33 protein-coding genes and 1 tRNA gene are annotated in these 26779 nt (G+C 44.9%); 12 read left to right on the forward strand and 22 right to left on the reverse strand.

Going from position 1 to position 26779, the window contains the following annotated elements; translation table 11 throughout:
* Positions 1-156: 156 nt before the first annotated feature.
* Both O8C65_07245 and O8C65_07250 read left to right on the forward strand, forming a co-directional pair.
* Positions 157-1464, forward strand: coding sequence for an ammonium transporter (locus tag O8C65_07245; GenBank protein MCZ7356712.1), 1308 nt, complete (start codon positions 157-159; stop codon positions 1462-1464).
* Between the two features lies 1 nt (position 1465).
* Positions 1466-1804, forward strand: a complete 339-nt coding sequence (locus tag O8C65_07250) for a P-II family nitrogen regulator (protein ID MCZ7356713.1) — start codon at positions 1466-1468, stop codon at positions 1802-1804.
* Between the two features lie 16 nt (positions 1805-1820).
* On the opposite strand, the gene O8C65_07255 is transcribed toward O8C65_07250, so the two are convergent.
* The 3 genes from O8C65_07255 to O8C65_07265 all read right to left on the reverse strand — a co-directional run bounded on the left by O8C65_07255 (position 1821) and on the right by O8C65_07265 (position 2364).
* Positions 1821-1892, reverse strand: a tRNA-Ala gene (locus tag O8C65_07255).
* A 36-nt stretch (positions 1893-1928) separates the two neighbouring features.
* On the reverse strand, positions 1929-2195 hold the full coding sequence (locus O8C65_07260; protein ID MCZ7356714.1) for an elongation factor 1-beta: 267 nt from the start codon (positions 2193-2195) through the stop codon (positions 1929-1931).
* A gap of 4 nt (positions 2196-2199) precedes the next feature.
* On the reverse strand, positions 2200-2364 hold the full coding sequence (locus O8C65_07265; protein ID MCZ7356715.1) for a zinc finger domain-containing protein: 165 nt from the start codon (positions 2362-2364) through the stop codon (positions 2200-2202).
* A 147-nt stretch (positions 2365-2511) separates the two neighbouring features.
* Here O8C65_07265 and ribH point away from each other — a divergent pair, with 147 nt between their 5' ends.
* Positions 2512-2925, forward strand: a complete 414-nt coding sequence (gene ribH, locus O8C65_07270) for a 6,7-dimethyl-8-ribityllumazine synthase (protein ID MCZ7356716.1) — start codon at positions 2512-2514, stop codon at positions 2923-2925.
* Positions 2926-3135: 210 nt separating this feature from the next.
* Here ribH and O8C65_07275 read toward each other — a convergent pair whose 3' ends face one another.
* Positions 3136-3312, reverse strand: coding sequence for a hypothetical protein (locus tag O8C65_07275; GenBank protein MCZ7356717.1), 177 nt, complete (start codon positions 3310-3312; stop codon positions 3136-3138).
* 150 nt (positions 3313-3462) lie between these two features.
* Complete coding sequence (locus tag O8C65_07280; protein MCZ7356718.1) at positions 3463-3645, reverse strand: hypothetical protein; 183 nt, start codon at positions 3643-3645, stop codon at positions 3463-3465.
* 214 nt (positions 3646-3859) lie between these two features.
* Between O8C65_07280 and O8C65_07285 the strand changes: the two genes are divergently transcribed.
* The gene (locus O8C65_07285) at positions 3860-4999 is read left to right on the forward strand and encodes a pyridoxal phosphate-dependent aminotransferase (GenBank protein ID MCZ7356719.1); all 1140 of its coding nucleotides are present in this window, start codon (positions 3860-3862) and stop codon (positions 4997-4999) included.
* Here the strand turns inward: O8C65_07285 and O8C65_07290 are convergent.
* Together O8C65_07290 and O8C65_07295 are read right to left on the reverse strand one after the other, a co-directional pair.
* Positions 4994-5419: an FAD synthase gene (locus O8C65_07290; GenBank protein MCZ7356720.1), complete on the reverse strand. Its 426-nt coding sequence runs from the start codon at positions 5417-5419 to the stop codon at positions 4994-4996. The two genes, O8C65_07285 and O8C65_07290, sit on opposite strands and share 6 nt — an antisense overlap.
* A gap of 40 nt (positions 5420-5459) precedes the next feature.
* On the reverse strand, positions 5460-5996 hold the full coding sequence (locus tag O8C65_07295; protein ID MCZ7356721.1) for a class I SAM-dependent methyltransferase: 537 nt from the start codon (positions 5994-5996) through the stop codon (positions 5460-5462).
* A gap of 120 nt (positions 5997-6116) precedes the next feature.
* Between O8C65_07295 and O8C65_07300 the strand changes: the two genes are divergently transcribed.
* Entirely contained in the window at positions 6117-6944 is an 828-nt protein-coding gene (locus O8C65_07300) for a F420-dependent methylenetetrahydromethanopterin dehydrogenase (GenBank protein MCZ7356722.1), read from the forward strand.
* Positions 6945-7042: 98 nt separating this feature from the next.
* On the opposite strand, the gene yciH is transcribed toward O8C65_07300, so the two are convergent.
* On the reverse strand, positions 7043-7351 hold the full coding sequence (gene yciH, locus O8C65_07305) for a stress response translation initiation inhibitor YciH (GenBank protein ID MCZ7356723.1): 309 nt from the start codon (positions 7349-7351) through the stop codon (positions 7043-7045).
* A 56-nt stretch (positions 7352-7407) separates the two neighbouring features.
* Here yciH and O8C65_07310 point away from each other — a divergent pair, with 56 nt between their 5' ends.
* Together O8C65_07310 and endA are read left to right on the forward strand one after the other, a co-directional pair.
* A complete protein-coding gene (locus tag O8C65_07310; GenBank protein MCZ7356724.1) occupies positions 7408-7764 on the forward strand; it encodes a DUF192 domain-containing protein in 357 nt (118 codons plus the stop codon).
* A 4-nt stretch (positions 7765-7768) separates the two neighbouring features.
* Positions 7769-8824 carry a tRNA-intron lyase gene (gene endA, locus O8C65_07315; GenBank protein MCZ7356725.1) on the forward strand — a complete coding sequence of 352 codons (1056 nt, stop codon included), beginning with the start codon at positions 7769-7771 and terminating at the stop codon, positions 8822-8824.
* Positions 8825-8890: 66 nt separating this feature from the next.
* On the opposite strand, the gene O8C65_07320 is transcribed toward endA, so the two are convergent.
* Together O8C65_07320 and O8C65_07325 are read right to left on the reverse strand one after the other, a co-directional pair.
* Positions 8891-9091 carry a DUF5371 family protein gene (locus O8C65_07320; protein ID MCZ7356726.1) on the reverse strand — a complete coding sequence of 67 codons (201 nt, stop codon included), beginning with the start codon at positions 9089-9091 and terminating at the stop codon, positions 8891-8893.
* A gap of 133 nt (positions 9092-9224) precedes the next feature.
* Positions 9225-10217 carry a hypothetical protein gene (locus O8C65_07325; protein ID MCZ7356727.1) on the reverse strand — a complete coding sequence of 331 codons (993 nt, stop codon included), beginning with the start codon at positions 10215-10217 and terminating at the stop codon, positions 9225-9227.
* 100 nt (positions 10218-10317) lie between these two features.
* Here O8C65_07325 and O8C65_07330 point away from each other — a divergent pair, with 100 nt between their 5' ends.
* Positions 10318-10875 carry a CBS domain-containing protein gene (locus O8C65_07330; protein MCZ7356728.1) on the forward strand — a complete coding sequence of 186 codons (558 nt, stop codon included), beginning with the start codon at positions 10318-10320 and terminating at the stop codon, positions 10873-10875.
* Between the two features lie 491 nt (positions 10876-11366).
* Here the strand turns inward: O8C65_07330 and O8C65_07335 are convergent, their stop codons facing one another.
* From O8C65_07335 to O8C65_07355, 5 genes are all read right to left on the reverse strand, one after another.
* On the reverse strand, positions 11367-12662 hold the full coding sequence (locus tag O8C65_07335; protein ID MCZ7356729.1) for an isopropylmalate synthase: 1296 nt from the start codon (positions 12660-12662) through the stop codon (positions 11367-11369).
* Positions 12663-12741: 79 nt separating this feature from the next.
* Entirely contained in the window at positions 12742-13776 is a 1035-nt protein-coding gene (locus O8C65_07340; protein ID MCZ7356730.1) for an ABC transporter substrate-binding protein, read from the reverse strand.
* Positions 13773-15581 (reverse strand): sensor histidine kinase, encoded by a 1809-nt coding sequence (locus O8C65_07345; protein ID MCZ7356731.1) that lies wholly within the window; start codon positions 15579-15581, stop codon positions 13773-13775. The genes O8C65_07340 and O8C65_07345 overlap by 4 nt, the downstream gene beginning before the upstream one ends.
* A gap of 30 nt (positions 15582-15611) precedes the next feature.
* Positions 15612-16121: a response regulator gene (locus O8C65_07350; protein MCZ7356732.1), complete on the reverse strand. Its 510-nt coding sequence runs from the start codon at positions 16119-16121 to the stop codon at positions 15612-15614.
* Entirely contained in the window at positions 16118-16423 is a 306-nt protein-coding gene (locus O8C65_07355) for a MarR family transcriptional regulator (GenBank protein ID MCZ7356733.1), read from the reverse strand. Before O8C65_07355 ends, O8C65_07350 begins: the two co-directional genes overlap by 4 nt.
* Before the next feature lie 351 nt (positions 16424-16774).
* On the opposite strand from O8C65_07355, the gene O8C65_07360 reads away from it, so the two are divergent.
* Positions 16775-17665 carry an NAD(P)H-binding protein gene (locus O8C65_07360; GenBank protein ID MCZ7356734.1) on the forward strand — a complete coding sequence of 297 codons (891 nt, stop codon included), beginning with the start codon at positions 16775-16777 and terminating at the stop codon, positions 17663-17665.
* Here O8C65_07360 and O8C65_07365 read toward each other — a convergent pair.
* From O8C65_07365 to O8C65_07390, 6 genes are all read right to left on the reverse strand, one after another.
* On the reverse strand, positions 17659-18414 hold the full coding sequence (locus O8C65_07365) for a geranylgeranylglyceryl/heptaprenylglyceryl phosphate synthase (GenBank protein ID MCZ7356735.1): 756 nt from the start codon (positions 18412-18414) through the stop codon (positions 17659-17661). The two genes, O8C65_07360 and O8C65_07365, sit on opposite strands and share 7 nt — an antisense overlap.
* Positions 18415-18420: 6 nt before the next feature.
* Positions 18421-18576: a 50S ribosomal protein L40e gene (locus tag O8C65_07370; GenBank protein ID MCZ7356736.1), complete on the reverse strand. Its 156-nt coding sequence runs from the start codon at positions 18574-18576 to the stop codon at positions 18421-18423.
* Between the two features lie 54 nt (positions 18577-18630).
* Positions 18631-19023: a DUF2111 domain-containing protein gene (locus O8C65_07375; GenBank protein MCZ7356737.1), complete on the reverse strand. Its 393-nt coding sequence runs from the start codon at positions 19021-19023 to the stop codon at positions 18631-18633.
* Positions 19024-19051: 28 nt separating this feature from the next.
* Positions 19052-19654, reverse strand: coding sequence for a TIGR00296 family protein (locus tag O8C65_07380; protein MCZ7356738.1), 603 nt, complete (start codon positions 19652-19654; stop codon positions 19052-19054).
* Positions 19655-19789: 135 nt separating this feature from the next.
* A complete protein-coding gene (gene thsA, locus O8C65_07385) occupies positions 19790-21448 on the reverse strand; it encodes a thermosome subunit alpha (protein ID MCZ7356739.1) in 1659 nt (552 codons plus the stop codon).
* 155 nt (positions 21449-21603) lie between these two features.
* Positions 21604-22749, reverse strand: coding sequence for an alanine--glyoxylate aminotransferase family protein (locus O8C65_07390; protein MCZ7356740.1), 1146 nt, complete (start codon positions 22747-22749; stop codon positions 21604-21606).
* 185 nt (positions 22750-22934) lie between these two features.
* Here O8C65_07390 and O8C65_07395 point away from each other — a divergent pair, with 185 nt between their 5' ends.
* Together O8C65_07395 and O8C65_07400 are read left to right on the forward strand one after the other, a co-directional pair.
* A complete protein-coding gene (locus tag O8C65_07395) occupies positions 22935-23873 on the forward strand; it encodes a hypothetical protein (GenBank protein ID MCZ7356741.1) in 939 nt (312 codons plus the stop codon).
* A 126-nt stretch (positions 23874-23999) separates the two neighbouring features.
* Positions 24000-24566, forward strand: coding sequence for a DUF429 domain-containing protein (locus O8C65_07400; protein MCZ7356742.1), 567 nt, complete (start codon positions 24000-24002; stop codon positions 24564-24566).
* A gap of 22 nt (positions 24567-24588) precedes the next feature.
* Here O8C65_07400 and O8C65_07405 read toward each other — a convergent pair whose 3' ends face one another.
* Positions 24589-25728: an ethylbenzene dehydrogenase-related protein gene (locus O8C65_07405; protein MCZ7356743.1), complete on the reverse strand. Its 1140-nt coding sequence runs from the start codon at positions 25726-25728 to the stop codon at positions 24589-24591.
* 263 nt (positions 25729-25991) lie between these two features.
* Here O8C65_07405 and O8C65_07410 point away from each other — a divergent pair, with 263 nt between their 5' ends.
* On the forward strand, positions 25992-26549 hold the full coding sequence (locus O8C65_07410; protein MCZ7356744.1) for an O-acetyl-ADP-ribose deacetylase: 558 nt from the start codon (positions 25992-25994) through the stop codon (positions 26547-26549).
* Positions 26550-26779 lie beyond the last annotated feature (230 nt).

The following is a 26779-nucleotide window of genomic DNA, read 5'->3' on the forward strand; positions in this document are numbered from 1 at the left end:
TCCAAAATCTTATACTCAGGGATTCTAAATAAATTTGATCCATCCAGCCGCACTATCTTTAAAAGTTCATTACGATATTATTATATATGAAAAAGAGGTAAAAGGCATCCTGTAGTAGGTATGAATAAAAAATTCGCGTGCTTAATTATTCTTTCTTTGTTTTTTATTTCCCCGGTAAGTGCCGGGGATGGTACAAACAATGACTTTAGTCAATCCATAAATTTCACATGGCTTCTGCTAGCGGCTTTCCTGGTATTTTTCATGCAGGTAGGATTTGCCATGCTTGGTGCCGGAATAATCAGAGTGAAAAATTCCCTGAATTTCTTCACGATGGTCTTTATGGACTTCTCCCTCGGTGCGCTGGCATTCTGGGCCGTGGGTTTTGCACTGATGTTCGGCGGCTCCAATCCCTCACTTGGCCTGAACCTGGGAAACCAGTATGTAGGATACAGCGGATTCCTATTAATGGGCCAAACCTATAACAACTATTCCGCCGGGTTTTTGCTATTCCAGATAATGTTCGCAGCTGCGGCAGTATCTATAGTAGCCTGCGCCGTGGTTGAACGCCTGAAATTCAAGGCATATCTCCTGTATACGTTAGCCGTTACTACGATCATTTACCCGATTTACGGGCACTGGATCTGGGGAGGAGGCTGGCTAGCGCAGATGGGAGTCAAGGATTTCGCGGGTTCTGGCGCGGTTCATGCCGTTGGCGGATTTGTGGCACTCGCGGGAGCATATCTTCTTGGGCCGCGAATTGGGAAATATGATAAAGATGGAAAACCGAACGTAATTCCGGGGCATGACATTACCTACATAGTCATAGGAACCTTCATTCTGATTTTTGGATGGTTCGGCTTTAATGCCGGAAGCACACTTGCGGCTACCGACCTTCGCATCTCTGTAATAGCCCTGAACACTTTTATGGCCGCGGCGGCAGGTGCAACCTCGGCATGCTTCCTGTTATTGAGCAAATCAGGTAAAGCGGACATAACAATGATATGCAATGGGGCACTTGGGGGACTTGTCGCAATAACAGGGCCAAGCGCTTATGTCGCTCCATGGGCCGCTGTCTTGATAGGATTGATCGGAGGCATAATATTCGTAAAAGCCTACTGGTTCGTGGAATGGAAACTGAAGATAGATGACCCTGTGGGGGCCGTTGCATGCCATGCTGCAAATGGTGTCTGGGGCCTGCTGGCTGTAGGTATATTTGCGGACGGCACGTACCAGGGAATAACCGGTTTGATCGCAGGCAATTCCCATCAGCTCTATATCCAGGCTGTCGGCGCAGCTGCAGCAGTCGCATGGGCATTCGGCATGGGTTATATCATGTTCTCGCTCATCGATAGAACGGTTGGACTGCGGGTCAAACCCGAAGAAGAGCTGCAGGGACTCGACATAGGAGAACACGGCATCTCGGCATACCCGGAATTTACGGCAAACATGAGGGATGGAAGATAAAATGAAGAAAATCGAAGCAATAATCAGGGGCGAAAAACTCGAAGCTGTGAAACAGGCCCTGGATCTTAAGGGATTCGGGAGCATGACCGTTACGGAGGTCAAAGGCCGTGGTCAGCAAAAAGGTGTTAAGCAGATATGGCGCGGCAGGGAATACACGGTCGATTTCATACCGAAGGTGAAGCTTGAAATATTCACCTCGAGAGAGACCGCAGATGAAATCGTTAAGATAATCATAGAGAACGCTTTTTCAGGCAATATCGGGGACGGAAAGATATTTGTCCTTCCTGTCGAGAAAGCGGTCAGGATAAGAACAGGAGAGCTTGACAGGAAAGCTCTTTAAAACTCCTGAGAAATAATGGACCCGGCGGGATTCGAACCCGCGGCCTTTGCGTTGCGAACGCAACGATCTACCCCTGATCTACAGGCCCGAATAAAAAATATGTATGCAGGAAAATGAGTCTTTCCTACATCCTGCCCAGTTCAACGACAGATACGCTTTCCACCCCTCTGACTTTACTGAAGGCCTCTTCGACTTTCTCGGTTCCACCCTCTATATCGCCGACTTTTACAACTGCTATAAGGGCTTTCAGGCCGAACGCTACCGGTTCTTCAGAGAAGCCGTGCAAACGCGCACCTTCTGGAACTGCCTTCTTAAGCGCTTCTTTGAGCTTGTTCAGGTCAACTTCCATTCCTGTAGGCATTACCTTTATCTTGGCCGCAACTTCACCCATTTACTCACGGCCCCTCAAATCCACAGCCCGGGCATTTGTAAGGATTGCTCTGATGCCTGCAATGCACGCATCTACCAAGTTCTTTTTTGCATTGCGGGCACGAGAACCGTGCATAACCTCGCTCAACAAGATTTACTCCGCATGAAACACATTTTTCTATTTCAGCCATAATATCTCCTAATTTTGGACTCCCATAGAATCTAATGCTATTAAATTTATCCTTTAAGGATGCAAAAAAAATGAAAACTGCATGATAATTCCAAATCAATCGCAAGATATATAGACTTCTTAAAGAATATAACGACCAGGTGTAATAATGAGTGATATTAAACTGGGATTTGTTGTTTCGGAGTTCAATCGTGACCTGACCATTATGATGGAAGCGCTTGGTAAAGAACATGCAGGTTTTCTGGGCGCATCTGTCGAGAAGATCATATATGTGCCCGGGGTATTTGATATGCCTCTTGCGGTTAAGAAACTCGCCCAGGATGCGGATATCGACGCCGTGGTCACCATCGGATGTGTTATCCAGGGGGCGACGAAACATGACGAGATAGTGATACAGCATGCTTCAAGGAAGATAGCTGACCTTGCGCTCGAATACAATAAACCCATAACCCTCGGGATATCAGGTCCGGGTATGAGCAGGCTTGATGCGCATGAGCGGGTGGACTACGCGAAACGCGCTGTGGAAGCTGCTGTAAAAATGGTCAGAAGATTGAAGGAATAAAAAAGAGAAATAATTCACTCAAAAAAGATCTTTTAACCATTTGAAGACTTATCGCGTATTTGCTTTAATTCTTTTTCGATTTGTTTCATATCGTAACTTTCTTTACGTTGTTCCACTATTTGCTGGATATCCGTTTCGTCCATATTTGACCTGACTGTTTTTTATTGGTTTTTTCTATTATGTACTCGCATTGAAACAGAGCAAGCTAATTTATCCATTCACAATTGCATCGACCATCTGGGCTTCCCAACGGAAGTTGTCCATATACCAATCGTAGAAGTCATATTCCTTATTCCTGAGCCTCCGTGCCTGCCTTTGCATATCTACATAATTTTGACAATTTACCCAGAGCCTGCACGGGCATTTCCGTTCTTTACATCCTGGCATAATTCAAATTCTCATTGTGGTTATTATTTGGTTATTATGACATTTTCCTTTTTTGATATTGATCTTTTTTAGTCAATGTAATGATCCGCTGGCAGACGGGGCGAATACATTCAGGACAGCGCTTGATCTTTTCTGTGTGCATAAAAATAATTATGGTTTGACTATTCCGGCGTTCCCGCTCCCCTTTAAGATAGCCACATATTCGTCTATGAATATGTCACGCATGTTTTCAAGCAGGAATATGTTCCTTGTACACAGCATTACCTTGTTTGCCGTGAGCCGCTCTGGTGCGCACTTTTCCATCCAAAGTACTACCTCGTTTGATTCGGTCATTGTTTTCGTCTCCTCTCGTCCTGTTATCCTCCTTGCTTTTGCCCATCATTATAATTATAATCATTACATTATGATATATAAAGATTGCGATAGAAAAAAGAAGGAGGGGGCATTATATAATATATTTTAATTACAGTCCAGCCATTAGACCAGGTATGCGAACTCCTTTTCAGAATGACTTAAATATCAGGAAAGAGTCTGTGAGTTATACTTTATGACTGCAAAACGCCTTCAGACCATAACGGAATCGGCGACCCTTAGGATATCAAACCTTGCCAGTGAACTAAAAATCCAGGGTAAAGATATAATAAGTTTCAGCCTTGGAGAGCCCGATTTTACTACTCCTGCCCATATAATCGAAGCAGCTAAGGCTTCCCTTGACAGGGGAGAGACGCATTATACCCCTTCGCCCGGGATACCAGAACTGCGCAGGGCCATCGCTGAAAAACTGAAAACCGAAAATAAAATCGAGGCCAAGAGCGGCAACATAATCGTTACTCCTGGAGCAAAGCAGGCAATTTTCGAGGTTATGCTTTCAGTACTGCAGGAAGGCGATGAGGCAATCCTCTTTGATCCGGCATGGGTATCATATGATCCCTGCGTGAAGCTCGCCGGGGCTAAGACGGTCTGGGCACCCACATCCACCGATAACGGTTTCCTACCAGTCGATGTAGCCGACTATGTCACAAAAAAGACAAAAGTCATTGTTATCAACAGTCCATGCAATCCGACAGGCGGCGTTTACGGCAAGAAAAATCTAAAAGAGATCGCTGACCTTGCCATTGATAATAATATCCTTGTTCTTTCAGATGAGATCTACGAGAAGATCATCTACGACAAGGAACACATCAGCATTGGCTCAATGGATGGGATGCAGGAACTCACGATAACGGTCAATGGGTTCTCAAAAGCATACGCGATGACCGGATGGCGGCTCGGGTATGTGAGCGCCCCAAAGCAAGTATATGAACAGATGCTTAAACTGCACTCGCATTCTGTTAGCCAGGCGACGTCTTTTGTCCAGTATGCAGGTCTGGCAGCCCTCCAGGGTGACCAGAAGTGTATTGCAGACATGGTGAGTGAATTCAGGGCACGAAGAGATCTCCTCGTCAGCGGTTTGAATAAACTCGGCATCAAATGTGCAAGACCCGACGGGGCCTTTTACGCTTTTGCAGATGTGAGCGAATACGGGAGCGGAGAAGAGATAGCAGAATTGCTGCTTAACAAAGCCTTCATTGCAACCACTCCGGGTTCTGCGTTCGGAGAAGCCGGGAAAGATTTTATAAGGATATCGTATGCCACATCGCAGGGGCGAATAAAGGAAGCTTTCGCACGCATGGAAGCGGTATTATGATTTTCCATATCGCTCAAGAACTTTTCGAATGATTGCCCCGCTGCTGCACAGTTCACATTGCTCGAATGACCTGACTCGTACTACTTTTGCATTAATACCATGAGTTCTTAATTGATCTTCAAGCTCTTTTTCCCTGAAAAATTGGTTTTTCCCAAGGGCAATGATATCCGGTCTTATTTCGCGGAGGGGCTCGAACATATCCTTCTCGCTTCCAAGCATCGCCATATCTACCATTCTTAGTGACGCAACCATAGCCAGCCTCTGCTCTTCATGAATAATGGGCTTTGGTTTGTGTTTTATCATCGAATCCCGCGCCACTATAACATAAAGCTCATCGCCTAGCCCCCTTGCCTCAGAAAGATATAAAATATGCCCGGGATGAAGAATATCAAAAGTGCCGGTTGCAAGGACTCGAACCATCGACCTCAATATTATTTTTGATTGTTAAAAATGTTTGTAATCAGACATAAATTGTGCAGTCAATGTCCAGGTACATCACGCAAGCCTCTTTCTTTCCACCCCAGTTTTTTGATTGCTCGACATCTACGGTCACGCTGGGCAAATTCTTGACAGCGTTCACAAGATACCTGTTCATCTCAAGATTGCATGATGGGAGGCATATTATATGGCCGCTCACCTGCTTGCATTCCAGCAAGAGTTCGTAGAAAGGGTCTATGACCTGCCAGGCATAGTCTATCTCCCGTCCCATGAATTCACAGAACTCATCGTAATCGCTTTTCTGGAAGGCATCGCTTAATGCATCTTTTTCAAGTAACGCTGTGTAACACTGTATATACACGTCCTGGAATGATTTTGGCTTGAACGGGAGGTTGAACGCATCGCAGCAAACCACTTCAAGCCCCTGCTTCTTTGCCTGCCTGCAGAGGCCCATTTTGACATCTATACCTACGAAGAGCTTCCACTCCTTACCTTTGGTCTCGTACAATCTTGAGTGGTTTCCGCAACTGATTTCCAGGATTGAATCGGGTTTTGTCATCTTATTCCAGCTTTTATTTAACATGCATAGGTTGTCAATTTTTATATAACTTTTTAAATAGCAGAACAATTTCAAAAAACTTATAAATGAACCATGCGAATCTCACCCTGTGATCAAAATATGGTCGTAAAGATAGGTTTTATAAAACTTGGAAATTTAGGAACCTCACAGGTAATCGATCTGTTACTTGATGAGATAGCGGCGAGAGAGGGAATTGCTGTACGTGTATTCGGAACGGGGGCCAAGATGGGGAAGGATGAAGCAGCAGAAACGGCATCCTTCAAGAACTGGGGGCCTGACTTCGTTGTTATGATAAGCCCCAACTCAAGCGCTCCAGGACCAACGGCGGCGCGAGATGTCTGGAAAGACACACCTACGATAGTAATCTCTGATGGTCCGACCAAGAAAGAGGACAGGGAGAAACTGGAACAGGCTGGATTCGGTTACATAATACTGCCGGTTGATCCATTGATAGGGGCAAAGAGAGAATTCCTTGACCCTGTGGAGATGGTGGCGTTCAACAGCGATGCAGCAAAAATCCTGTCCGTTTGCGGCCCGATCAGGCTCGTCCAAACAGAGATAGACAAGGTCATCGACCAGGTAGCAGCAGGCACAAAGCCACTGTCACTGCCAAAGATCCTGGCAAAGCCTGAAAAATGCGTTGAGAGCGCCGGGTTCGCAAATCCATATGCAAAGGCCAAAGCCCTTGCAGCACTTCACATAGCCACAAAGGTCGCTGAGATCGATTTTCCTGCATGCTTCGTACTGAAAGAGGTAGACCAGATCGCGACCACGGCAGCCGCGGGACATGAGGCTCTTCGTGCCGCAGCCAGGCTTGCGGATGAGGCGCGTGAAATGGAGAAGGCGAACGATTCGGTGCTCAGAAAACCCCATGCAAAGGACGGAAGGCTCCTTTCAAAGACAAAACTCCTGGATAAGCCCCAATAAAATGATTTCAATGGAAGTGGTTCCCACTTCCATACTAATTTTTCAACAGTAGGATTTAATTGTTCTGAAAAAAAGATTGTAGGATATATATTAAAGTTTTACACCTTTATCTGTTCAGGTGAGAAGCCTTTCTGTATAAGCACGTTCTTCATCCTGTTCTTATGGTTCCCCTGAAGTTCGATAACATTATCTTTTATCGTTCCACCACATGCGAATTTAGATTTCAGATACGTCGTTAACTCCTGCAAATTAATCTCACTGGGATTAAGACCTTCTATCACAGTAACTTCTTTTTTATATTTTCGCGTATCTACTTTGATGACTATTCTCTGCTGTTCTTTTGCCACCTCTTCGCATATGCAAAGCTCTTTTGGCAATCCACAGACAGTACACATTTCTGAACTCATTTGTTGGATTAATACCTCCATTCTTATATTACGTAAGAGTGTTATATAACTTCTTAATGCTTCACGTATTAAAATATAATGGTTTGGAGATTGCGAAAAATGTAGAGTTGGCAACAAGTTTATTAGACCAGATGCTGGGTTTGATGTTCCGAAAAAGCCTTCCACCGGAATTCGCCATGATATTTGTGATGAATAGACCAATGCCTGTCAATATTCACATGCTTTTCATGCGTTTCCCAATTGATGTTGTCTTTTTAAATGAAGAAAAGAAGATTACCGGACTCTTGCGGTTGAACCCCTGGACCGGTTATAAAGCAGTGAAGAACGTTAAATATGTTATCGAGATGAATGCAGGTGCGATCGAAAGATTCAGGCTTTCCATAGGTGGAAAAATAGACTTCGGGGATATTTGAAAATATGACGCTATCAGGGAAATTGATCGAAAATATCGTGGTGATCGAAAAAAACGGGATCGATGAATTATACAATACAAGTTTTTATGGGCGCCCCCGAGGGAATATTCTCGAACTCTCTCTGCCTGAGAGTGCATATCTTGCCCGCCTTGGAAAAATATCTGTGGAGTGTGAAGGGGAAAAACTCGATTTTAAACAGTTCTTCCTGAGAGCATCGGCTATATTGAAAAATTTCGAATTATTTTATATAGTTTACAAAGACCTGAGAGAACGTGGATACTATGCCCAGCCTGGAGTTACAGGTTTCAGGGTATATCCCCGTGGGGGACATCCCGGCAAGACCCCTTCGGATTTTTTTGTCCTTATAACTTCAGAAAGGACACCGCTTTTGCTTTCCGATCTAAAAAAGCATCTTGAAACCGTTAATAATCTGAAGAAACGTTTGATCCTGGCAATTGTGGATGAGGAGAGCGATATTACCTTCTATGAGGTCAGAAAAACAATCCCATCAGGATCCTGCGAATTCAAGATCAATAAGGCACTTTCAGTGGCCAGTCTGCTCGAGGACAGATGCATGGTCTGGGATTCAAAAGCATCAAGTTTACTGCATAAGGAGGGATTTTTTGGCAAACTCATGGATGAAGGACATCTACAACTATCTCTTGTCGAATCTGCTTACCTTTTGAACAAGGAGGTTCTAGAGATTGAAAGCAGAAATAATGAAAGACTTGACTTCGATGAATTTTCAAGGCTTGCATCTAGAATCGAATCCGATTTCATGACGAAATACAGGGTTTATGAAAAGCTACGGAACAGCGGACTCATTCCCAAAACAGGCTTTAAATTCGGTACGCATTTTCGAGTCTACAGGAGCTATGAAGATCAATCAAGTCTATCTCATTCTGAATATCTTGTCCATGCCATAGAGAACAAATATGTTTTTTCTCTTCAGCAGCTTTCGCGTGCAGTGCGGCTTGCTAATAGCGTGAAAAAGGAAATGATCTACGGCACTGTCAACTCACAGGTTGATTTCTTTATTATAGGGAGAATGAGGTTATAGTAGTAGCCGGTGGGAATTCTTCTGGACGATTCCCGGCGGAATAGTAATCAATCCCCACTATAAGAGCTATTCTTCCCTCTGTTTTCGCTTTACGACTTTTTCAAGTTTCTTGGCCCACATATCCTCTACCTGTGTATATTCGCACTCGAGATAATGTGAGACCGCTTTGGCCAGCGCATCCTTGGTGCTGCTCTCTCCAGTCTTTTCCTTCAGAGCTTCAATGTCTTCCATTGTAAGAACTGTCTGTGCATGCATGATTTTTGCCATATTTTCCTCCTGAGTAGACTAAGTTATGCCGCAATATAATTGCGGCCTCTCGTGCATCCTCATCATCATAGGAAAGTATTTAAAGATTGCGTAATACTCGCCGGCATTTGTTCACAGTTGAAAAAAATTAGTTTCAATATTTTCGTTTTCTCAAGAACAGATACAAGGCCATCATGGTAATCAAAACAGGTGCTTCAAAACCTGGGCTTTTTTTGCCGGCAGTCACTGTGGTTTGGGGGCTCTCCTGCGATCCCATCGCTGAAAGGCTATCTTCTGCCAGTTTTATTTCGTCATTAGCATACCCAACATTACTCAGGACATCCTGTTCCCTTTTCTCCCAGAATGCCGCCAGTGCCATGTTCGTATTATAATCCTCCGCATTCCTGAGGTGGATCTCTGCATCTGAAACATTCTTGCCCTGATTTTTCGCCTCTTTTATGCGGGAAGATAATGACCTGATTTTATCATCGGTCTCAACTATTTTATTTAATGAGCTTGAAAATGAGCCTTTTATACTGAGCTTGTCCCCGATGTGCATTTTATCAGGAGACCATGTGGGGACCATATGACCGTACTGGAAAAGTATCCTGAAAGGCTGCGGCGTAGCCAAAGTTACTTCAACCCCCTTTGGAAAAAATACCTGCGCCCTGATATCTGCATCCGGAGATACGGATATGGCGGTGTTTTTCCCTGAAACAATAGCCTGAGGTGCCTCGATCGGGATATCTATAGAATAATCTGGACCTGCTTTTGCTACCCAGTTTTCTGCGGTAAATCCAATGCGTCCATCCCATTTTTTTCCCGCTTCAACAGAACTGTTAAAATTGACGGTGATTTTCGTTTTTCCAGAGATCGTTTGCTGTTCAACGACCTGGCCTGTAAAGCTTGATGTGTGATCAAAATCGTATATTATCCTGACACCTGAAGCAGGAACTTCGAAGGAAAAACCATCAAGCTGGGAGGGTCCAACGTTCTCGATTTCAGCCTGTATGACTTCTTCAACGAGCCCGCTATCTTGCAGCGTTACGTTCAAAACCCACCTGTTGAGGTTCACTCCTCCTGCTGATGCCGGATAGACTGTCAATAACATTATGAGAAAATAAATAAAAAAATTCTTTGCTGCCATTTAATCACAGCCACCATAAAACACTCATAATTAATAGCCTTTACGCAGATAAAATTGTCACAGCAATACTAATATACAACTTATTACCCATAGTAATATAATGTTCCTGCCCGCGCCCGACGATATGAAGAAACTGAGGCTTGAGCTGGGTCTCACTCAACATGACCTCGCCTCGCGCGCCGGCGTAAGCCAGCCCCTTATCGCGCGCATCGAATCAGGGGACGTCGACCCCAGACTATCCACACTGGGCAAGATATTCAATGCCTTTGACGCTGCAAGGAAAGAAAAGGTCATTGTCAAGGATATAATGCATTCACCCATCATCCACACAAGTTCGGATAGTTCGGTAGAGGATGCCGCCAGGATCATGGAAAAGCACGGCTTTTCCCAGATGCCGGTCATCGACAACGGAGTGCCGGTGGGCAGCATCTCAACTGACCAGATAGTGAGTTCGATGACGGACCAGGACATAAAAAAAGTGTCCCATCTACTGGTGCGCAACATAATGGGTGAGTCCTTCCCAACTGTTTCTCCCATAGCAGATACAAATTCTGTCTCGAGGATTCTCGAAAAGAATCCGGCTGTTCTTGTACTTGAAAAAGGGAGGGTAATTGGCATGATTACCAAACATGATATTATGAAAATGCTTAGAGGATGATTGCCGAAACCTGCGGGTTTTCCATGCACATAAATGGTTCTGCCATGCGCAGAAATAATCCTGGAGGGAAGCTAATATTGAAGCCAGACTTTCCCGATATGATCCTGAGTCGCCCGAATATACCGCAGGGCATATGCCAATCCCACGGCGCGGATAACCCTATATAGTTAAAAAAGTAATATGATGATATCCAGACCTACGAAATCTGGACAAAATCGTGTTGATAGGTCCTTGCGGGAGAACGGCAATGCCAAATCGATGACCGTACAGACAACCCCAATGCGGTACACGCGATAAAGCCTGACGCAAGGGTTACGGTGACCGACAGCGGCATAAGCCAGAGGATGAAGTTCCGCGTTAGTGTCAGGCTACAGCAATTTTTTTTATGCTCATCTTTTAATAAGCCTTTTCTTATTACATAAATGCATAGAATTGATGTCGAACACATCTAATATGAATCCATCACTAACAAAGCAAATAGCTAAACCTTGTTACTTCTCTCCCTTTCCTGAGTTATTCAACCCATTCGCACTGTGCTCCTCGATTATGGACTCAAGCATGAAAAACTTCTCAACATATTTCTTGAGCTCCTCATCCGAGATAGCAGAAACGCGTTTCTCCTCGTTATACAACTTTTGTATCTCATCCTGGATGGCTTTCACGCGGGAATCGTTCTTTTCAACCTTGATGGCGACGTGCATCAGTTCGTTCAGGGTTTCCTCAACTTTATACCTTATCACCTCAAGCCCCGACGAATCGCCTATCATCAGTTCTCTCTTTCCGCCCACGATCTCGGGCGGATATGGTTCATAGGTGAATGGGTTCTTTATGATGCCCGCAGTGTGAATGCCACTTTCATGAGCAAAAATGTTTTTCCCCACGACTGATTTATTGCGCGGCACCCTTATGCCGATCTCCCTTTCCATGAATCGTGCAAATTCAGTAACGGACCTTAGATCATACTTCTCAAATCCCTCCATCCGCTGTATAAGGAAAAGAACGACCTTCTCAAGCTCCGCGTTCCCGGCTCTTTCGCCTATACCCAGGAAAGTCAGGCTCGACCAGTTCGCACCATACCAGTATCCTGCTATGGAGCATGCAACGGACATCCCAAAGTCGTCATGGACATGGGTTTCAATATTCCGCGTACCGATCTCGCGCAATCGTTTAACGATGTACGGTATTCCGTAGGGTTCATCTACTTCAGGGAATGGCACCCCAAAGCCAACTGTATCGCAAATACGTATTGTACAATCGGGATCGATCTTTAGAAGTTCTTCGACGAGAGGGAAAACAAAACCTTCATTGTCAGCACGCGTCATGTCTTCTATATGGGCCCGGGTCCTGAGCCCATGGTCAACAGCATACTGCAATGCATCGGTATATTTCTTCCGGGCCTCCTCCCTGCTTTTAAGACCCATCTTATCCATGACATGAGAATCCGAAACAGACATGAGGATACCTGTTTCTTTGATACCGTCCATGGATAGCACAAAATCAATGTCCTTGGGATTTGCTCTCGCCCATCCTGTGACCTCAGGGAACTCATAGTTCCTGTCAAGCATTTCTTTGACTGCTTCCCTGTCCCGTTCGTTATACACAAAAGTCTCAAGCTTCTCGATCCCGATCTTATGAAGATACTCGTAAATCTCCGTCTTGTGCCTTTTTTTCATCACTATTCCGGGCATCTGTGAGCCGTCCCGGATGGTGCTGTCGCTTATGAAGACTTCCTGGCCAAGTGGAAGCTTTATCTTTGGTAGATCCTCGTATGACCTGTATGCTTTCATTGGCTGACTGATTGTTATCAGGATTTATATTACTTGTGGTTTTTGAGAAAAAAGTAAATAACTGCCTGAAATAAGAACTTCATTTCGCTTTTATTTCGAACCCTTCGAACATCTTCCTCATAACCACATCCTGGCACGATCCAAAACCGGGGGTGGCTATCGTATTTCCATTCAGGTCATCGATAGAGTTAATATCTGAATCTGCCCCAACTATAAGCGATGAGCCACCCGAATTTACCCCCCCAATGATATTAACCCTGCCATTGTCGTTTATCCTGTATCTTAAAACCGGTGTCATTCCAAGTGTTGCGGCATCCACTTCCCGGTGATCAAAGGCATTCATTATTGCCAGACCGTTCCTGTAACCTATGAACTGGATATTCTTTCCCGGGACCAGGCCTGCTTTTTCAAAATAGCCCTCTTTCTCTGCCACATACATAGCGAGTTCATGCAGATTGCCATCCAGATAGCCGAACCTCATGCTCCCGTTAACAGCTGGCGGCGCCCAGTCAGGATTATCCTCCAGTTTTTTTCTGATATCATTGTAATATCTGTCAAGTATTATACTGGACAGGAACCCGTCCAGATCGTTGTAATCCTGGCTCTTTTTGAAAGTCCCTGCTTCATTCAGTATCTCAAATCCTTTCTTTGTCTCTTTCAGATCCGGGAATTCTTGATACACGGTATTATTGATCGCTTCTGACACTGTTGTCCTGTCAACCCCCGTAAATTCCGAACCGTACTTCAAGACCTTTTCCCTATTTGCCGGGTCATTAATGAATCTTGTACCCTTCATATGTGCCCAGAGAAGGGCTCTTATCATATCCTCATCTTTTAAGTCTTCAGAGATTGCAATGATGCATGAGGGGTGATTGTTCCAGATATCTCTGGAATTGACAAGATACCTCCCGTAACCTGAAGTAACGGCTTTTGAATCATAAGGTTCCCATGAAATGAATCCTTTTATAGTCCCGTTCTTCAATGCCCGGGACATTTCATCCGCGGTCATGGAAACAACGTAGATAGTTCTTTTAGCCTGGGATTTCTCGTATATAATAATCCCCGCAGATGCGACTATCAATACAACTATGATTGCGTAGACATACTTTTTCATGATCTTACTACCTTTTTTAACCTGAAATAGAACCTACTCCCTTTTCCAAGCTCACTATCCACAAGAATTTCACTATTATGCGCCCTGATGATACCGCTTGATATTGATAACCCAAGTCCGCTTCCGCCGATTTTTCGCCGCGATGTACTATCCACCTGGTAGAATTTATCGAATATTCTCTCTAATTTATCCTTCTCTACCCCGATGCCATTATCCTCAATGTTGATTTCGATACTATCCTTCAATTCTTTTGCAGACAGAATGATTCTCCCACCGTCTGGTGTAAATTTCAATGCATTTCCAAGGAGATTATTCAACACAATAATAAGCTTTTCCCTATCGGCGAAGAGTGGAGAAAGTTTCCCGGGAATATTCATTGAAATGGTTATATTTTTTTTCAACGCGAGCTGGCCGATATTTTCAAGAGTGACATTCGCGATTTCCTGGAAATCCACCTCTTCCATTTTAAACTCCATCTTACCAGCTTCGATCTTTGATAGGTCAAGTATTTCATTTATCATCAGCGTCTGTCGATCAATATTCCTTATTATGATCGAAAGCATCTCTTTCTGGACTGCCATATCTGTCACATCCTCTGATTCGAGGAACTCTGCAGACGTCCTTATTGCAGAAAGGGGCGTCTTGAGTTCATGTGAGACAAGAGATATGAAATCCGATTTTAATGTATCCAGTTTTTTTAATTCTTCATTGGCAACAATGAGTTCTTTATTCTTTTCTGCCAGGTCTTTGTCTGCAATTTCGATTTTTGCTTCCAGTCTTTTTCTTATGTCCAGCAGTTCTTTTGCGGTCTGGTTGAATATTTCTGTAAGCCTTCCGATCTCATTTTTTGAAGAGACGGGGACTGGTTTGAAGTTCCCCTTCACAAGACCAAGGGCGCCTTCCTCCAGTGATTTTACGGGTTCTGTCAACCTCCTTGAGATAACAACAGCCAAAAGGACTACACAAAGGACAGCAAGAAAGGAGATGGCAACGGTAAGCCTTCCCAGAACCAGGATTTCTGCATAAGCCTCATCCTTGTTCTTCTCCACAATGAGCCCCCATCTGTAAAGCGGCAGCCAGTAATACGACCCGAGGACTTTCTCACCCTTATAGTTGACATATTCCCCTGCTCCGTTCTTTTCATATGTCACTTCCCGGACCGCGAGATTATTGTTGATTTTTTCAAGCAGTATCATGGACCTGTTTTTGTGGAAGATAAGCTCCCCGTCTTTATTTACCATGAATATCTCGCCGAGCTTTCCGATATCAATGCCATCTATGATCCTGTACAGGTTCTCCATACTGACCCTTGCTCCCATTATTCCTGTCATCGTGTCATTCTTCCTGATGGGGTTGGTTATCATTATTTCAGGAGAACCTGTGATGGCAGAAAAAGAAACATCCGAAATAAACATCTTTCCCCTGGCAGCTTCTGTGAAATAAGTTTTCATGCTTGCATTTCCCGTGTTGTTAAGCGTGGAGAATATGATATCGCCGTCAGGATTCATAATAAAAAACTCTTCGTATACACCTTCGTGCTCGCTTTCGAATGTATTCAGGTATTCATGAAGTTCTTCTTTTTTTGAATTCGCTGCTATCCGGGAGATAATACGGACATCATCCTTTCTTGCCTCCATCCAGTTATCTATCGCATGTCCCGCATTTTCAGTCGCACCCAGCAGGCTGTCTGTCACGGAAGCACTGATAGCGTCTTTGCCGTAATTATAGGATGTGTAAACAACGATGGACAGGGGGATTACTGAGATAAGCAGGAAAAATATTATCAGTTCGGACCGTATACCCAAGGTCTAACCCCTACGTACTCAATTACATAATTATATTTTTGTTTTTCTAAGGATTCTTTTAATGCGGGCTTTCAGTTCGCTGAGATTGAACGGTTTTGTTACATAATCATCCGCCCCGATCTCGAAACCTTCCACTTTATCCCTTATTTCATCCCTGGCTGTCAGCATGATTATCGGTATCTTCTCCGTAACCTCATCTTTTTTTAACCTGCTGCATACCTCATATCCATCCATTCCCGGCATCATAAGATCAAGAATTACCAGGTCCGGTATTTCATTCTTTGACTTTCTGATCGCCTCATGACCATCATAGGCTTCGAAAACATTATAATCATCAGCTTCAAGGGACCTCTTGAGCGGTAATAGAGCATCCATCTCATCGTCCACTATCAGGATCTTTTGCCTTGTATCAGAAAAATGCCTTATCCTTCTTTCAACCTCTTCTTCCGGAACCCCCAGTTTTCGGGATATCTCTGAATAAGATATACTCTCGTCTCGTTTTATTAATTCAATGATTTTATTATCTATATCGCTTTTCATTGCTTATCACCGGCATTGTTAGTCATGTTTTTCAAATCAATATATACTTTAAGTAAATATTTTGTAAGCTCACTCTCCTGGTTCAACCTGAATATCCTGATCTGCTTGCCAAGCGATCTCTCTTTTATTATCTCCTGCTCCAGGAGCGGTTCGATAACCCTTGACACTGTGGAATGGGAAAGACCGGTCTCGTAAGCAATCCCTGATAGATATGTATCGTTATCTTTATTATTAAGAAGGAATTCCAGAACTGTCAGTTGAGCGGTCTTGCCAAAGATTTTTTCAAGAAATGCAGTATGCATATATGGTTAATTTTCTTCATTGGCTATATATCTTGTCTTTATTTAAGCAGTCCTGAATTTTAATGATTGAGGTCAAAATAATAATTATTAAATCTTGTCGTTATTTATATAGACTCTAATTATATTTGTTAAATCTCGACCATAAATATTAAATACTATAATGTTTATTTACTAACTTGTCGATTAATAGACCAATGAATGCAAAATTAGAATGGTGGTATGTGTGTTTGGCAGGTTGGGTGGTGGGGATATGGTGGTTTATGCCTTGAGCTCCTGTATCTCATTTGAAGATACAGGCTCGGGCATTAGTGGACAGGTAAATTAAATACCGAACCGAACCAAGAAATATATATGATTCTGCTCACCGGAGCGACCGGTTTTATAGGAGGGCATGTCCTGAAGGCACTGTCCGAAAGAAAAATCCCTGTCAGATGCCTTTCCCGAAAATCCTTACCCTCCGAAAATCCTGATATCAACTACGTATCAGGGGATGTTTTGAATTATGACTCGCTTCTTAGTGCAACAGCAAGTGTTGATACTGTTTACTACTTTATTCACATGATGGGTGAGCAAAAAGAGCAGAAAAAATTCGACATACTGGACAGAATTGCCGTCACAAATATGGTCAAAGCGTGCAAGACCAATGGAGTCAAAAGGATAATCCATCTCACAGGCATGAGCAACCCCCGCGAGAAGCTCTCGCACCATCTTGCCAGCAGGAGAGAAGTGGAAGAGATCATCAAGGAGAGCGGCATCGATTATACGATCTTCAGGGCTTCGGTAATAATTGGCAGGGGTGGCGCGGCCTTTGAAATCCTTGACACTGTTGTGAGAAAATTTCCCATAGTTCCCGTTTTCAACTGGGAAAATTCGAAAGTTCAGACCATTTATATCGGGGATGTGATACGTTATCTGGTGGAATGCCTCGATAAAAAGGAGACCATTAACAGAAGCTTTGATATAGGCAGTTCCCAGGTTTTGACATACAGAGAACTGATGCAGCAATATGCCAAAGAAATTGGACTGAAAAGGATATTTATAAGGATACCTGGTTCGTGGCACCGGGTTTCTTCAATGTTTCTCGGGAAGCTTGCACCGGTGAATCCGGATGTTGTTTACTGGTTGATAGAATCATTGCGTAACAATATGATATGTGAACCGAACGACCTTAAGAAAATTTTCGGTTTTGAGCCTATTTCATTTAAAGATAGCATAAAGAAAATAAGCGAATCTGGTCAATGACTTCGAGATTTGATCGCATTGACAAGCTCTTCTATCTTCCCTTTGACATCCCCGACCTGTTCAACAACCGTGCCCGTGCATATCATATCTGCGCCAGCCATTACCCTTTCTCTGGCTGTGGGCCCATCGCGGATCCCACCTCCAACGATAACCTTTGTTGTTTTCCCCACTGCCTTTTTGACGGCAGCTACCATTTCAACAGGCACGGGCTTATCCGCGCCAGACCCGGCTTCCAGATATATATAGTGCATACCGAGATATTTTGCAGCAAGTGAATATGCAACAGCCAGCTTGGGTTTATTCCTTGGTATCAACCTCGCATCTCCAACCCAGCCCGCAGCTCCTCCGGGTTCTATCACGATATACGCCATGGATATCGGTTCAATACCGTGTTTATATATCAATGGAGCCCCGATCGCCTGATTCGTAGTAATATAATTGACATCCCTGGAATTGAGAAGGCTCATAAAAAAAACCGCATCTGCGTTCTCGCTCAAACCCCCGGCATTTCCCGGGAACAGTATGACCGGAAGATCGCAGGCTATTTTTATGGCTTTTACTGTTTGTTCAACTGTGCCCCCAGTTGCTCCGGTAGAGCCACCTACCATGATGGCGTCAGTGCCGCCGAGCGCTGCCTCCCGTGCAATATTTCCTGCAACTTCAGGGGTCTGAGAATCGGGATCTATAAGAGTTAGGTGAACTGCGCCTTCTTTTTCTACTAACTGGTTGAGGCGTTCCTCTACTCCCATTACAAATTACGTTCCTTTGCCCTTTATTTCCTTGGATTTCGGTCTAAGACCTGTATATCCGCATTTTCTGCATCTGGTAGCACGTAATGAGTTGCGCGCATTGCATTTCATGCATATCTTCATGTGTAAGAGTACTTTTTCCGCTTCTGGGAATCTTGCCATAATTTACCTCTGGTGGACTGCTAACTTATATGTCATTGGATATTAACTCTTTGCTCAAAAGGTGCTTTTCTTCTTCTCCTCGACCTGCCGCACTATCTGCGGGTAATTGCCGAATACCGCTGCCAGGTCGATGGTGCACACAACATCCACGACGCCGATTGCGGCTATCGGTTTTCCGTCATTGTCCTTTAAGGGAGTGACAACTACAGGTATTCCTTTATAGGCTCCCCTGTCTGGAATGGTATGGATCACTGTATTCTTTACAAAAGCCTCTTCGAGTACAGGACCGGTGTAATCCATATCAGTCACTTTTCCTCTCTCAAGCCTTACCCCTTTTTTGTTCTTGCTTCTCATTGTGACAGGAAGAGAGAGCAATTCATGTACCATTTCTGCAAAAGGGAGGATTTCCTCACTCGAAGAATTTTCCGATATACGCATTTCAGACATATTAACACTCCTTAACACTGTTTAACGTTCATTGGGTAATTATTTTTTCCCTTACTTCTCCCCCAGGTTCTAACTCCCCGAATATTTGACCTTCAAAAGAATAGACCTCTGCACCTTCAAGCCACGCATCAGGCATGAGTCCGGCCTTCATGCATGTCTGGCAGAGGAATTCAGTGCTATCAAAACCATGCTCCACCGCCACCTGCGGAAGCAGGAGTCCCTGGCACCTGCCTGCTGCAACTATCAACCCGTCTCTTCCGATGACTATACTGTCAGGCATTTCTTTGGGTTTTGCTTTGATGCGCTTAGGCACAGTGAGTACAGTAATCTCAATGACCAGGTCTCCTATCTCCTCTGGTTTTACAGGATGAAAACGTGGATCCTCCCTGGCTGCATTAATGGCTGATACTATTATAGCTTCCCCGAGTGGCAATATCGGATATGGGCGGCCTATGCAGCCGCGGAGCTGTTTCGTATCATTTTTTTCATTTAAGGTAACGAAGACACCGCGTTTTTCACGGAACACCGGGGGCAGGTCATCAGGTTTTATCTTTGTTCCATTCTTGAGACATTCTTCAATAGCACTGCGGGCAAGCCTTATTGCCAGCTCTCCCTCTGATTCTGTAAGCATAATCAAGAATTATCCTGCAAGGATATATGTTTTTTTAGGGGATGAGGATTGAGAATAAAATACCATCTTCTCAATCCGCAACCAATCAAGACTTTTTAGATATTTAGATTCGATGATAGCGGGGTGAAAGTAAACCTACATCATCATTCCGGGAGGCATGCCTCCCATACCGCCGCATGGAGCGCCACCCTGGCCGCAACTTCCTGCCTCGCCGCCGCCCGTAGCCGCGAGAACATCATCGATCCTCAATATCATGATCGCTGCTTCGGTCGCTGAATAAATGGCCTGTGTCTTCACCCGTAGAGGTTCGATAACGCCGTTCTCCCACATATTCTCCACTTTTCCGGTGTAAACATTAAGACCTCCATCCTTGTTCCCATTTTCATGCTGGCTTCGAAGTTCAGCCATCATATCTATGGGGTCAAGTCCCGCATTCTCAGCAAGGGTTTTCGGGATAACCTCAAGCGCTTCTGCGAACTTTGTCACTGCGAGCTGCTCCCTGCCTTTCAACGAAGATGCGTACTCCCTTAACCTCAGGGACAGTTCGGTCTCTGGAGAACCTGCACCTGCTACCAGTTTTTCATCTTCGATCGCAACACTTACTGCTCTCAAGGCATCCTCAAGAGCCCTCTCGGTGCTGTCCAATACATGCTCTGTCCCACCGCGGATGAGTATCGACACAGCCCTGGGATTGCTACATTCGGTAATGTAAAGGATCTTATCCTCGCCATTCCCCCTGATTTCTACAAGCCCGGCACTTCCTATATCCGAGGTTTTAAAATCATCGACACTCGTGATGAGATTAGCACCAATTGCCCTGGCTATTTTTTCCATATCATTTTTCTCGACACGCTCAACTGCAAGGATATTCGCCTTTGCCAGGAAATGTTGGGCGATGTCATCAATCCCCAGCTGGCAGAGCACTACATTAGCTCCTGCAGCTGCGATCCTGCCCACGATGTCCTGGACGATCTTCTCCTCCTGGTCCAGGTAATTCTGGAGCTCGCCTGGTGTGGAAATCTTGATCTCGGCATCGAGTTCCATCTTGCTGAATTCAATAGGACGGGTAATAAGGGCGATTTTCGCATTTTTAACATTGTCTGGCATGTTACTGTGGGCCTTGTCCTTATCAAGAACAATCCCCTTGATTAACTCGCTATCATCCAGGCTTTTACCCCCCTTTTTCTCGATTTTTATATTGTCGATATCAATTAACTTCTTGCCATCCTCTTCTTCCACAATGGATCTTATCGCAGTCACGGCAATTCTTGCGAGTTTTTCCTTTGAACCCTCTGCGCCTTTTCCGGTCATGGCTGTTTTTGCGATGTTGAGAAGGGATTCCTCGTCGTCCTCTGTTATCGTATGTGTGATATCTTTCAGGATCTCAATCGCTTTTTCAGCCGCCATCCTGTAGCCGCTCCCGATGGTCGTAGGGTGGACATCCTGTTCCAGCAGCATTTCGGCACGTTCGAGCAGTTCTCCGGTAAGCACTGCGCCGGTCGTTGTGCCATCGCCTACCTCATCGTCCATGGTCTTTGCCACTTCGACCAGCATTTTTGCAGCCGGGTGCTGGATATCCATCTCTCTCAGGATCGTCACACCGTCGTTCGTGATCGTGATATCCCCGCCGCCCACGAGCATCTTATCCATGCCTTTTGGTCCGAGCGTGGTTCTCACGGCAGCTGCTACCGCCTTCGCAGCCATGATATTATTGCTCCGGGCTTCTTTCCCCCGTGTTCTCTCCGTACCTTCTCTTAAAATTATGATGGGCTGTCCGCCAAGTTGTGTCGCCATGAATATCATCCTCCAGATATTTGTTATTGCTATTTTTGTCTGCAGGCAATTATATAAAAGTAAACCAATTATACAAATGCCATGCTCGATTGAGGCAAAACAATGTTTGAAGTTCTATATAAGAATTGCGTTGACAATGTACCCTTTGACAAATCTCATTTTAACACATTGCTGGCAGCCTCGACGCCAGGACCCATCTTCTTCACGATATTATTCTTGTGGAGCACTATCTCCACTGCCTGTACTGTGCTTAAAATATCGAGTTTGCTGATATTACCCATGCTTCCGATCCTGAAAATCTTGCCTTCAAGAGGTCCCTGACCGCCAGAAATTTGGATACCGAGCTCCTTTATCCCGCCACGAAGTTTCTTGTCATCGATGCCCGTGGGTATTTTCATGGCGGTGACCGTGTTTGAATATTTACTGGAATTATTCAACTGCGGGAACATCTCTACATCCATCGCATCGGCAGAGGCTCGCAACGCTTCTGCATACATGGCATGGCGCTTGATGCGAGCATCAAGCCCTTCTTCCTTTACGATCTTGAGTGCCTCGTGCAGTGCGAAGAAAAGCGGAACAGCCGGGGTATATGGCGTTTGCGCGGTCTCTTTGCCTGCTGATTTCTTATAGGCTTTCAAATCCATGTAATAAGGCGGCTTCTCCACCATGGAATCCCATGCCTTCTTGCTGACCGATATCGCTGATAATCCAGGAGGAGCGCCTATGCATTTCTGCGAGCCCACGACTGCGATATCCACGCCCCATTTATCCGCGAGTACTTCATCCCCGCCTATCGTGGTAACGCCGTCCATTATGAACAGAGCTCCATATTTCTTAGCAAGGTCCCCGACCTCTTTTGCCGGGTTCTTGATGCCCACTGAAGTGTCATTGTGCACAAGTGTAACTGCCTTAACCCCTTCGGCAAGCGCGCTCTCGACTTTATCCAGTTCTATGGATTCCCCTTTCGCCCAGTCGAATTTGACAGGCTTTACATTGCCGTATCTTTCTCCGATCTCCCTGAATCTTTCCCCGAATTTCCCGTTCTCGACGGTCACGAGCGTATCCTTTTCGCCGATAACGTTCCCGACAGCTGCCTCCATGGCACAGCTGCCTGAGCCGCTTATAATATACATATCGTTCTTAGTTCCGAAGAGCTCCTGCAGGGTCGATCTGCATTCATTGTACATATCGCCGAACTCCTTGCCGCGGTGCCCGATTATGGGTTTTGACATTGCACGGAGTATTCGGGGTGCTACGGGCACAGGACCTGGTATCATAAGTAAAGTATTTTCAAGATTCATTAAGAGTCTCTCCTTTTATGCTCAATATTTTTTTGCATATACAACTAACTTGCATGTATATCTTTTGCCGGAAAAAGGGGACATATCTCTCAATCAAACCTGGTCTTGTATGTTAATTATTATCATAATGAATTGTATGGGAAATGCTTTTAAGCAATGATACCATTAACAGTATCGGTGATTTGATGAATAGACCGCTCATCTGTTTATTGTTGCTGCTTGCCGTGGCTTTATCCGGCTGTACAGGTTCAAGTACTACAACTGAAAATGGCCCTGCGCAGATGCAAAAGATTGAACACGCTAATGCCAACCTTGATGGAAAGATCGTGGACGTGAAATTTTTTCCCACTGATGCCAGGGCAGGGGAAGTAGTGACTGCAGAACTCATTGTAGCCAATACCGGTACTGAGGTAATTAAGAATGAAAGTGTGGATATAAAAGTTAAGTTAAAGACTCTCGATGATTTCATGGCAAATATGTATTTAAAAACTATGAGTGACGAAAAGAAAACGCGAACTCTGGAGCCACTCGATTTTGATACTGAGATCCAGCCCGAAATGAACAAACCTATCAGCGCTGTTTTTCATACAGTCCAAGAAATGCAAGGAAGAAGTCTTGCAGGCACATATGAAATCACTATTAATTTATCTGTAAATAGAGAAAAGGTGGAATCGAACATCTTCCCCATAACCCTCCACTCCGGTACGATAAGGGAATTTACGCCAATACCCACGCCTTCACCCACTCCAACACCCATCCCGACTCATACACCCACCCCAACGCCTACCATCACCGAAACTGAGACACCTACGCCAACACCCACTCCCGAAATAGTCGCAACCCCAACTGGCATGGAGAAAGAAGTGAGAATTGTCGCCACCGATAAATTCGGCATTAATCAAATACAAATAAATCCAGGCGATGCGATCCTCTTTAACAACAGAGAAGATGATACTTATACGCTGGTTGAATCGGATCATAAAATGGCTAATATCACAGTGAGCACCAGGGTAGTTCAAATCTTCAATACAACAGGTGATTACCACTTTGCTCTGATAAGACCTCAAATGCACACGAAACCCAGCGAACTCAATGTTACTGTAAGGGTCAATGCAAGCCAGTAGGCCTGCAATTTTTTTAATAACCTTCAATGTATGAATTCTAGCGTATTCATAGGCGTTGACCTGGGAACCAGCTAAAAGCGCAAAAGTACGGGTCTGGCTTTTCTCATTGAAAAAAATGGGACTCCGATGATTGAAAGCCAGCCCCTGCATATAATCTCGGAAGATAAATTAATCCGCTGCGCCATCATGCAGATATCTGAAAATTTTGGATCAAGTATTATTGCGATAGATGCACCTCTTTCAAGACCTGACCATGGAACAATGCGGGAATGTGAAAAGCGACTGCGCACACACGGTATCGCATGCTTCCCTTCGGGCGCAGATTGGGTGAGAAAATGGGTAGACAAAGGGATAGCCCTCAAAGAATGGGCTGAAAAGGAACTTGGTGCCAGGGTGATAGAGATATATCCATATGCTGCCAGGCTGGAGCTGGACGTGGGCGCTGATGTTAAGAAAAAGACGAGGAATGGACGCGCTTTGATCCAGGAAAGGCTGCTCGGGTCGATAGGAGGGCTGAGAGAGATGACCGCTGATATACTGCTCTCCGATGATGAACTTGATGCCATACTTTCGGCATATACTGCTTACCTTTATGAGAAAGGCAATGCTTGTGAAATAGATGGTGGCGATGGTGTGATATATCTCCCCTTGAAAAAGGGAGACCATAGAATAGATGAATATTCTACAACTTAAGAAAAACTAAGAAGAAGGTGGTTTACCTTCTTCTGACAAGCAAAGCTATCAGCACTGCCCCGACCGTAAAAAGTATTTCGAATGCAGGTGCTTTGGGGGTTGCTGTAGCTGCTACGGTAGTGACTGCGGGCGTTGTGGCCGCAACGGATGGTGCGAAAACCAGCATACTCACCCCGGTCTCATAGCTGTGCCTTGTTTGCGCATTGTCAAATATCGCAGTTCCGAATGGATATTGCCTGGTCAAATCCGAGAACTGGACATCGTACTGGCTCCCCGTAACAAGCTTTCTGCCATATTCCAGCGTCCACATGCCATTGCTGTAAACTGCATTGCCTTTGATGTCTGCCCTGTCTCCAGTGGGCGGCATTACAATGATGCCAGCGATTTCATCGTTAGCCTTATAAGTATCCGTAAAGGGCATCTTCTGGTTGTCAAATATCCAATACGGTGGAGCTGGCTGATCTGCGGATGTATAATTTGGAGCATTCTTTGCAGCATTGACATTATCGTAATATGGGCTTCCTCCGGGATCGGGATGCCTTCCTGCATCTGGTGTTGCAGTACTGTAATGTGTGGAATCGATATACTGGTCATCAAAATAGCCGGTAGGATTGGTTCGCACCATCTTCATATGCCAGATGTCACCCATTTCTCCTTGAGACGCTGTGTACATGTTACCATAGGCTTTGACATCGGAATTTTCAGCTGCATGACAGGTGACAAAACATCCGTTGACGTCAAAACCAGCTATATTAATGTCCCATATCTGGGAAAGCTTGTCTTCATAATAAGTCTCTTCCCCACCCATTTTTGCACCTGGTGTCATGAGCTGTTTCCAGCTTCCATCAGCCTGTTTCTGCCAGGGTAAGCGCCTCAAGCTCTCCGTGGGGTCATTCCACCTGGCCAGAAAATACACCGAATCATCGGTGTAAACGCTTTTCAATGTGACCGTATGCGCTCCTGTATTGGCCCCTCCTGCCACATTGACTGTCATCGCAGGTGCCTGATCCCAAAGCGCCTCTGGAGTTCCGTCAATGACCGGGGCCGTCGACACCTTCATCGAAGTAAGTGTCCCGGCAGCCCCTGATCCTGTGGCGAAAAGCAACCACAATATTAATCCAGCTGCTAATCCCATGTTGATTTTAACTATCCCTATTTTCATATAGTTCCTCCCGAATAATTGCACACACTAATAACCCCACTATTAGTGCCGTTATTTGTTGTTTGTCTCTTATAGCTTATAAAGATTTTTCAAATCCTGCTTTTTGGATAATGCATGCCTGAAAAAGAAATGAAAGAATAAAAATACGGGATTTAAATGCCTGGGCGTCTGTTCAGTTTGTATGGATGCCCCGTAGTTTTCCAGCCGTCATATTTTATCCTTTATCGATCAAAATAAATAGGTTACGATTAAAATAGAAAATTATGGATGCCGAAATAGGAAGCGCAAAAATAATCATGTTACTGGGGGATATCACAGAACAGGGAACAGACGCCATTGTCAATGCCGCGAATCCCGGCCTTATGGGAGGAGGTGGAGTGGACGGCGCGATACACAGTAAAGGCGGATATGAAATATTGAAGGAATGCAAGGCCATAAGGAAATTGCTTCCAGAAGGTCTTCCAACGGGAGAAGCGGTGGTAACGACCGGAGGCAGGCTCATGGCAAAGAAGGTTATACACACTGTAGGTCCTATCTGGGCCGGTGGTTATAAGAAAGAGCCAGAACTGCTTGCGAAAGCTTACCTCAGCAGCCTTACTCTTGCCCTTAAGATGGGATTGAAGACAATATCCTTCCCATCCATAAGCACAGGCGCGTATGGATTTCCAATAGATAAAGCGGGACGGATAGCTCTTCTTTCCGTTATCGAATTCCTTGAAAAAAATCCCGGGCTCGAAGAGGTGAGGTTCGTGTTGCACAGCCCCTCTGATCTTCGAATATATGAAGAAGCCCTATCTGAGATTCTCAAAGAAAAGGCATAGGAGCTGTCAAAAAGTTTAGTTTTGGGGCTATCATGAAATATTTGAAAATAAAAAACCGCAGATAATGGCGCCCAGAGTCACGGGCCTCCCGAGTCGCGCCTCGGGAGGGCGCGTCCACGTCAACCGTCACGTCAGTTGACGCCGTGAACACGTATGGCTCACGCCATACGTGGAGATACATGTCTATGCGTCACGGCGAGCATAACGCCGATGAACGCAGATTCAAGATA

Source organism: Candidatus Methanoperedens sp. (genome assembly GCA_027460535.1).
GTDB lineage: Archaea > Halobacteriota > Methanosarcinia > Methanosarcinales > Methanoperedenaceae > Methanoperedens.

Coding starts and splice junctions, on each gene's coding strand:
- O8C65_07320 (MCZ7356726.1), bottom strand. CDS start 9,091: ATGGCAAAAATCATGCATGCACAGACAGTTCTTACAATGGAAGACATT.
- O8C65_07330 (MCZ7356728.1), top strand. CDS start 10,318: ATGTTCCTGCCCGCGCCCGACGATATGAAGAAACTGAGGCTTGAGCTG.
- O8C65_07370 (MCZ7356736.1), bottom strand. CDS start 18,576: ATGGCAAGATTCCCAGAAGCGGAAAAAGTACTCTTACACATGAAGATA.
- O8C65_07250 (MCZ7356713.1), top strand. CDS start 1,466: ATGAAGAAAATCGAAGCAATAATCAGGGGCGAAAAACTCGAAGCTGTG.
- O8C65_07355 (MCZ7356733.1), bottom strand. CDS start 16,423: ATGCATACTGCATTTCTTGAAAAAATCTTTGGCAAGACCGCTCAACTG.
- O8C65_07410 (MCZ7356744.1), top strand. CDS start 25,992: ATGGATGCCGAAATAGGAAGCGCAAAAATAATCATGTTACTGGGGGAT.
- O8C65_07295 (MCZ7356721.1), bottom strand. CDS start 5,996: ATGACAAAACCCGATTCAATCCTGGAAATCAGTTGCGGAAACCACTCA.
- thsA (MCZ7356739.1), bottom strand. CDS start 21,448: ATGGCGACACAACTTGGCGGACAGCCCATCATAATTTTAAGAGAAGGT.
- O8C65_07260 (MCZ7356714.1), bottom strand. CDS start 2,195: ATGGGTGAAGTTGCGGCCAAGATAAAGGTAATGCCTACAGGAATGGAA.
- O8C65_07350 (MCZ7356732.1), bottom strand. CDS start 16,121: ATGAAAAGCGATATAGATAATAAAATCATTGAATTAATAAAACGAGAC.
- O8C65_07375 (MCZ7356737.1), bottom strand. CDS start 19,023: ATGTCTGAAATGCGTATATCGGAAAATTCTTCGAGTGAGGAAATCCTC.
- O8C65_07300 (MCZ7356722.1), top strand. CDS start 6,117: ATGGTCGTAAAGATAGGTTTTATAAAACTTGGAAATTTAGGAACCTCA.
- O8C65_07340 (MCZ7356730.1), bottom strand. CDS start 13,776: ATGAAAAAGTATGTCTACGCAATCATAGTTGTATTGATAGTCGCATCT.
- O8C65_07360 (MCZ7356734.1), top strand. CDS start 16,775: ATGATTCTGCTCACCGGAGCGACCGGTTTTATAGGAGGGCATGTCCTG.
- O8C65_07400 (MCZ7356742.1), top strand. CDS start 24,000: ATGATTGAAAGCCAGCCCCTGCATATAATCTCGGAAGATAAATTAATC.
- ribH (MCZ7356716.1), top strand. CDS start 2,512: ATGAGTGATATTAAACTGGGATTTGTTGTTTCGGAGTTCAATCGTGAC.
- O8C65_07280 (MCZ7356718.1), bottom strand. CDS start 3,645: ATGACCGAATCAAACGAGGTAGTACTTTGGATGGAAAAGTGCGCACCA.
- endA (MCZ7356725.1), top strand. CDS start 7,769: ATGACGCTATCAGGGAAATTGATCGAAAATATCGTGGTGATCGAAAAA.
- O8C65_07325 (MCZ7356727.1), bottom strand. CDS start 10,217: ATGGCAGCAAAGAATTTTTTTATTTATTTTCTCATAATGTTATTGACA.
- O8C65_07290 (MCZ7356720.1), bottom strand. CDS start 5,419: ATGGTTCGAGTCCTTGCAACCGGCACTTTTGATATTCTTCATCCCGGG.
- O8C65_07365 (MCZ7356735.1), bottom strand. CDS start 18,414: ATGGGAGTAGAGGAACGCCTCAACCAGTTAGTAGAAAAAGAAGGCGCA.
- O8C65_07265 (MCZ7356715.1), bottom strand. CDS start 2,364: ATGGCTGAAATAGAAAAATGTGTTTCATGCGGAGTAAATCTTGTTGAG.
- O8C65_07310 (MCZ7356724.1), top strand. CDS start 7,408: ATGCTTCACGTATTAAAATATAATGGTTTGGAGATTGCGAAAAATGTA.
- O8C65_07275 (MCZ7356717.1), bottom strand. CDS start 3,312: ATGCCAGGATGTAAAGAACGGAAATGCCCGTGCAGGCTCTGGGTAAAT.
- O8C65_07335 (MCZ7356729.1), bottom strand. CDS start 12,662: ATGAAAGCATACAGGTCATACGAGGATCTACCAAAGATAAAGCTTCCA.
- yciH (MCZ7356723.1), bottom strand. CDS start 7,351: ATGAGTTCAGAAATGTGTACTGTCTGTGGATTGCCAAAAGAGCTTTGC.
- O8C65_07395 (MCZ7356741.1), top strand. CDS start 22,935: ATGAATAGACCGCTCATCTGTTTATTGTTGCTGCTTGCCGTGGCTTTA.
- O8C65_07405 (MCZ7356743.1), bottom strand. CDS start 25,728: ATGAAAATAGGGATAGTTAAAATCAACATGGGATTAGCAGCTGGATTA.
- O8C65_07380 (MCZ7356738.1), bottom strand. CDS start 19,654: ATGCTTACAGAATCAGAGGGAGAGCTGGCAATAAGGCTTGCCCGCAGT.
- O8C65_07285 (MCZ7356719.1), top strand. CDS start 3,860: ATGACTGCAAAACGCCTTCAGACCATAACGGAATCGGCGACCCTTAGG.
- O8C65_07390 (MCZ7356740.1), bottom strand. CDS start 22,749: ATGAATCTTGAAAATACTTTACTTATGATACCAGGTCCTGTGCCCGTA.